This is a genomic window from Variovorax sp. E3 (assembly GCF_016082275.1).
Taxonomy (GTDB): domain Bacteria; phylum Pseudomonadota; class Gammaproteobacteria; order Burkholderiales; family Burkholderiaceae_C; genus Variovorax.
The window spans coordinates 1-5588 of the sequence record NZ_MOWM01000269.1 but is presented as its reverse complement, the minus strand read 5'-3'; the positions used below and the strand labels follow the sequence as shown (position 1 = coordinate 5588).

At 64.4% G+C, this 5588-nt stretch carries 5 protein-coding genes and 1 pseudogene; 5 read left to right on the top strand and 1 reads right to left on the bottom strand.

The features are described 5' to 3' along the window. Positions 1 to 144 precede the first annotated feature (144 nt). Positions 145 to 543, top strand: coding sequence for an MAPEG family protein (locus BMG07_RS39595; RefSeq protein WP_307867307.1), 399 nt, complete (start codon positions 145 to 147; stop codon positions 541 to 543). Between the two features lie 128 nt (positions 544 to 671). After that, positions 672 to 1942: pseudogene (locus BMG07_RS39590) on the top strand (epoxide hydrolase family protein). Positions 1943 to 2046: 104 nt separating this feature from the next. Here the strand turns inward: BMG07_RS39590 and BMG07_RS39585 are convergent. After that, positions 2047 to 2640 (bottom strand): cytochrome P460 family protein, encoded by a 594-nt coding sequence (locus BMG07_RS39585; protein ID WP_198089050.1) that lies wholly within the window; start codon positions 2638 to 2640, stop codon positions 2047 to 2049. A gap of 401 nt (positions 2641 to 3041) precedes the next feature. On the opposite strand from BMG07_RS39585, the gene BMG07_RS43735 reads away from it, so the two are divergent. From BMG07_RS43735 to BMG07_RS39575, 3 genes are read left to right on the top strand one after another with little or no spacing between them, the layout of a single operon-like run. Next, positions 3042 to 3608: an alpha/beta fold hydrolase gene (locus tag BMG07_RS43735; protein WP_307867306.1), complete on the top strand. Its 567-nt coding sequence runs from the start codon at positions 3042 to 3044 to the stop codon at positions 3606 to 3608. After that, positions 3584 to 3859, top strand: coding sequence for an alpha/beta hydrolase (locus BMG07_RS43730; RefSeq protein WP_307867304.1), 276 nt, complete (start codon positions 3584 to 3586; stop codon positions 3857 to 3859). Before BMG07_RS43735 ends, BMG07_RS43730 begins: the two co-directional genes overlap by 25 nt. 56 nt (positions 3860 to 3915) lie before the next feature. Then, a complete protein-coding gene (locus BMG07_RS39575) occupies positions 3916 to 5241 on the top strand; it encodes an epoxide hydrolase family protein (protein WP_198089049.1) in 1326 nt (441 codons plus the stop codon). Positions 5242 to 5588: the final 347 nt, after the last annotated feature.

Genomic DNA, 5588 nt, shown 5'->3' with positions numbered 1-5588 from the left:
CCGCTATGAGCATCGGCTGGTCAGCGGCGGCATCGGCCACAACCTGCCGCAGGAAGCGCCGGAGGCCTTCGCCAAGGCCGTGATCGACGTGGCGCGCGCGTAAGCGGCTGTCGATCCTCTCGTCTCTCCCACCTGGAATTCAACATGTCGAACATGAGCTCTCTCGCCGTGACCGGTGTCGCGATCCTGGGCTTGCTGCTCTTTGGACTCGGACTCGCCGTGACGGCTGTGCGTGGCAAGACCCAGGTTCTCACCGGCACCGCTTCCGACCCCGACCATCTGCTGAATCGTCTCATCCGGGCCCACGGCAACACGGCTGAATACGCCCCGTTCCTGGCCGTGCTCTTTCTGGTCGTCGGCGCGCACCAGCCTGGCCGTCTGGCGCTGGGTCTCATCGCGGTTGCCACGGCGGCGCGCATTCTTCTTGCCGTCGGGCTGCTCACTTGCGCTTCGTTGTCGCGCCCCAATGCGTTGCGGGCGATCGGCGCAACGCTGACCTACGCGGCCGGCATCTGGCTATCGATTCTCTTGCTCCTGGCCTGAAGGCCGTCACGTCACCCACTCACTCACTCACTTATCCAATGAAGACTCATCCCATGCCCACCCATCCCAACGCTCGACAGCAACGACCGAAGGCTCGACTGACTTCCGTGATCTGCGCGGCCAGCCTCATGATTGCATCGGGCCTCTCGCTCGCGGGCCAAGCCAGCGCCGCGGATCCGGCGGGCGATCAAAAGCCGAGCCAGGCCGCGTCGTCGTCCGAGGCGATCCGTCCGTTCAAGGTCCATATCCCGGACAAGGCCTTGAAGGACCTGAAGGTCCGGCTGCAAGCCACGCGTTGGCCGGACAAGGAGACCGTGGACGATTCATCCCAGGGCGTTCAGCTGGCCAAGCTTCAGTTGCTGGCGAAGCACTGGGAGACTGACTACGATTGGCGCAAGGTAGAGGCCAAGCTCAATGCCCTGCCCCAGTTCGTCACAACGATCGACGGTGTCGAGATCCAGTTCATTCACGTGCGGTCACGCCATCCGAACGCGCTGCCAATCATCCTCACGCACGGATGGCCGGGGTCGCCCCTGGAATTCGTCGATGCGATCGGCCCTCTCACGGATCCGACGGCGTTCGGGGGTCGTCCTGAAGACGCCTTCGACGTTGTGATACCGGCCATTCCGGGACATGGTTTTTCCGGCAGGCCCAAGGACCTCGGGTGGGGCCCCGACCGCGTGGCCCGCGCGTGGGACGTGTTGATGCATCGCCTGAGCTACACCCGATACGTGGCCCAAGGCGGCGATCATGGCTCCGTGATCTCGGACGCCATGGCCCGGCAAAAGCCTCAAGGCCTTCTGGGCATTCATCTGAACATGCCGGCGACGGTGCCCCCCGAGCTCGTCAAGGGTATTCACGGCGGCGAGGAGCCGCCGGCCGGATTGCCCGACGCCGAACGCACGGCCTATCAAACGCTGAGCAAGTTCTTCGCCCGCAACGCCGCATACGGCGCCATGATGGTCACACGGCCGCAAACCGTCGGGTACGGCCTCAACGATTCGCCGGCCGGCCTCGCGGCCTCATGTACGAGAAGATCACCGAATGGACCTACCCTGCCGGAAACGCCGAGGCGGTGCTCGGCAGGGACCGGATCCTCGATGACATCTCGCTCTACTGGCTCACGAACACCGCCAGTTCCTCGTCGAGGTTCTACTGGGAGAACAACAACAACAACTTCAGCTCCGCCGCCCAGCGAACAACGGAGATCACGGTTCCTGTCGCGATCACGGTCTTCCCGGGCGAGATCTATCGGGCACCGAAGTCGTGGGCACAGCGCGCTTACCCGTCGCTCTACTACTTCAATGAAGTCGATCGCGGCGGGCACTTCGCGGCATGGGAACAACCTCGGTTGTTTGCAGAAGAAATGAGGGCTGCTTTCCGGACTCTTCGCAAGTAGCGCCATCGGCGTATCCGGCCATCGCCGGCGGCGCCCGGCGCGCCGCCCCCAAAAAAAAGCGCCCTCGTTTCGACGAGGGCGCTTTTTCTTTCCCGCCTCGCGCGTCAGCGCGCGAGCCGTGTGAACACGTAGTCGTGGTTTTTCACCAGTGCCTGGTGACAGGCAAAACAGGTCTGGTGCTGCGCCAGGTCGACGGGCTTGCCGTTGATGAAACGCCCGAACCCCCAGCCGCCCGTGGCGGCGTATTTTTTCGAGTCCTTCACCATCACCTGCACGGTCGTTGCCGCGCCGGGGATCGACGCGGGTGCGAACTCCGGCGACTGAACATGCTTCCATGCCAGCTTGGTGAGGACGGTGCCGTCCGGGAACGGCAGCGTGGCCTTGTCGTAGGCGTCGATTGCCTTGGCGTTGCCGAGCACCACGCGCAGCTCGTTCAAAGGCTCCGCCTCGATGGCGGGCGCGATCAGCTGCCACTGCCTGTAGCCCTTGGGGATGACGACGCCATAGATGGGTGAAGCATCCGAGACCTTGACGTCCTCCGCGGCGCTTGGAGCCGCCGCGAAAATACCGGACGCCGCCGCGAGCGCAAGGAGGCCGAGACCTCCGAGCCTTGCAAGCACCGCCTGGCAAGAAGACGAAGAGGCATCCTTCTTCGCGGTGTCCGATGCGGGCACCTGTTGCGTGTTGAGTCGATTCATGGGACGAGCCGTGTGAGTTGAGAAATGCCGCGAGGTGCGAAACCCCGGAGCGCCTGGGCGTCCGGATTTTTGCCGCCAACGCCGCCCTCGCACCGGTCTGCGTATGCGTGTGTATCCGCGCCGCCGGAACTCACACTACGTTTCATTGGCGGGTGCCTGGTGCCTGCCGCGCGGTGCTTTCCGCGTGGACGCAGACGCCGACGAATCTTCTTGCCGGCAACGCATTCGCGTAATTCTTCATGTCACCCGGGCCCGCAGACACAGTGGCATACAGACATCCGTCATGCGCCCGGAGGTGCGTCCTATAAACGCGGCCGTGCCTTGCCCCCACCGCACTCGCCACGAGTTGCAAAGGGCAATCACTCTTCTTTGCCCTCCACTTCAACCGCAGGAAAATCACAATGAAAACCCTTCGCCACCGCTTTACCCGCGCCGTTGCCGCCGTCGGCCTCATGGCACTGGCCGGCGCCTTCGCCACGCTCAATGCTTCGGCACAGACCGCGAGCACCGCGCCGCAAACCAAACCCACGGTGGTGCTCGTGCATGGCGCCTTTGCCGAATCGTCGAGCTGGGACGGCGTCATCCGCAAGCTCGAGGCGCAGCACTATCCGGTGATCGCCGCCGCGAATCCGCTGCGCGGCGTCAAGTCCGACGCGGCCTATGTCGCGAGCGTCGTCGATGCGGTCAAGGGACCGGTGGTTCTGGTGGGCCACTCCTATGGCGGCTCGGTGATCTCCAGCGCCGCTACCGGCAAGAGCAACGTGAAAGCGCTCGTCTTCGTCGCCGCGTTCGCACCCGAGGCCGGTGAGTCGGCTGCCGATCTCGCCGGAAAGTTTCCCGGCAGCACGCTCGGTCCCGCGCTGGCACCACCGGTCGCACTCGCCGACGGCGGCAAGGATCTCTACATCCTGAAGAACAGGTTCCACGATCAATTCGCCGCGACGTGCCAGCCGCCGCCGCGCGCCTGATGGCCGCGACGCAGCGTCCCATCGCCGAGTCGGCGCTCGGCGAACCGGCGGGCGAACCTGCATGGAAGACGGTGCCTTCGTGGTTCGTCTACGGCGACGGCGACAAGAACATTCCGCCGGCGGCGCAGGCCTTCATGGCCCAGCGCGCCAAGTCGGTGAAGACGGTGGTCGTCAAGGGCGCGTCGCACGTGGTGATGACGTCGAAGCCCGACGTGGTCGCCAAGCTCATCGTCGAAGCCGCGAGCCGCTGAAAACCACGCTCGGCCCGAACTCTTTTCGATCGCCAGCACCACCCTCCAGATACACCATGAACTTCGATCCAACAGAATCCCCGTCGCTCACCCGGCGACGCCTTCTCGCCGCCTCGGCATCCGCGCTTGCCCTCAGTCCCGTTGCGTTCTCCGTTCCGGCGCTCGCCGATGCGATGCGGCCGGCCGGCGGTGACGCGCAGATCCGGCCGTTCAGAGTCCACGTGCCCGATGCCGAACTCGCCGACCTGAAGCGAAGGATCGGCGCAACGAAATGGCCCTCGCGGGAGCTGGTGGCCGATGCCTCGCAGGGCGTCAGGCTCGCGACCATGCGTGAACTGGCGAACCATTGGCAAACGAACTACGACTGGCGCAAGCTCGAGGCGAAGTTGAACGCGCTGCCGCAGTTCACGACGAGCATCGACGGCGTGGACATTCATTTCATTCATGTGCGTTCCAGGCATGCCAATGCATTGCCCGTCATCGTGACCCACGGTTGGCCCGGGTCCATCATCGAACAGCTGAAGATCATCGACCCGTTGACCAACCCGACGGCACACGGCGGGAACGCATCGGATGCCTTCGACGTCGTGATTCCTTCACTGCCGGGCCATGGGTTTTCCGGAAAGCCCACCGATCTCGGATGGGACCCTGTCCGGATCGCACGTGCCTGGGTGGTGCTGATGAAGCGCCTGGGCTACACGCGGTTCGTCGCGCAAGGCGGCGACTGGGGCAATGCCGTGACCGAGCAGATGGCGCTGCTGGCGCCCCCCGAATTGCTGGGCATCCACACGAACATGGCGGCCACCGTGCCCGAGAACATCGCCAAGGCACTGCAGGCCGGTGGACGGCCTCCAGCCGATCTGTCGGCCGACGAGGGGTATGCGTACGAACAGCTGGACTTCTTCTACAAGCATGGGTTGGCCTACGCGCAGGAGATGAGCAACCGTCCGCAGACGCTGTATGCGATCGAAGACTCGCCTGTCGGCCTTGCCGCCTGGATGCTGGACCACGACGCGCGCAGCTACGGTCTCATCGAGCGCGTCTTTGCAGGGCGGCCCGAAGGCCTGACGCGCGACGACATCCTGGACAACGTGACGCTCTACTGGTTCACGAACACCGCGGTTTCGTCGGCCCGCCTCTATTGGGAAAGCAAGCTGCCGTTCTTCGCACCGAAGGGCGTTGCCATCCCTGTTGCGGTGAGCGCGTTTCCCGACGAGATCTACACGGCGCCGCGCAGTTGGGCCGAACGCGCATACCCCAAGCTCGTTCACTACAACAGGCTCGACAAGGGCGGACATTTCGCGGCATGGGAACAGCCGGAGGTCTTCGCGGTGGAGCTGCGCAACGGCTTCAGATCCCTGCGCCAATCGCGAAGTTCTTGAGGGTCAGCTGAAGGCCGGGCATCGCCCCAACCGCCTGCAAATCGAAATGTATTGTCGAGAAAGCAGCGGGAGATACAGAGCGATACGAAGTACCGGCCGAATGGTGTCCCCACGGGCAGTATCCGGACCTGCCAGCCCTTCCACCACTGCTTGTCCCTCAGGAGATCCCGATGACATCGTCCTTCCAGCTTCCCCGTAGAACCTTCCTCACCGCAGCGGCGCTCGGCGCCGCGGCCGCTCAGCTCGCGGCAATCACGCCGGCCTTTGCCCAGACCGCCGGTGCGCTCAAGCGCCTCGAACCGCTCAAGAGCATCGACGCCGGAACGCTCAACATCGGCTACTACGAA

What these genes read in the sequence shown, in the direction of transcription:
- BMG07_RS39595 (WP_307867307.1), top strand. Translation starts at nt 145, where the DNA reads ATGTCGAACATGAGCTCTCTCGCCGTGACCGGTGTCGCGATCCTGGGC.
- BMG07_RS43735 (WP_307867306.1), top strand. Translation starts at nt 3,042, where the DNA reads ATGAAAACCCTTCGCCACCGCTTTACCCGCGCCGTTGCCGCCGTCGGC.
- BMG07_RS39585 (WP_198089050.1), bottom strand. Translation starts at nt 2,640, where the DNA reads ATGAATCGACTCAACACGCAACAGGTGCCCGCATCGGACACCGCGAAG.
- BMG07_RS39575 (WP_198089049.1), top strand. Translation starts at nt 3,916, where the DNA reads ATGAACTTCGATCCAACAGAATCCCCGTCGCTCACCCGGCGACGCCTT.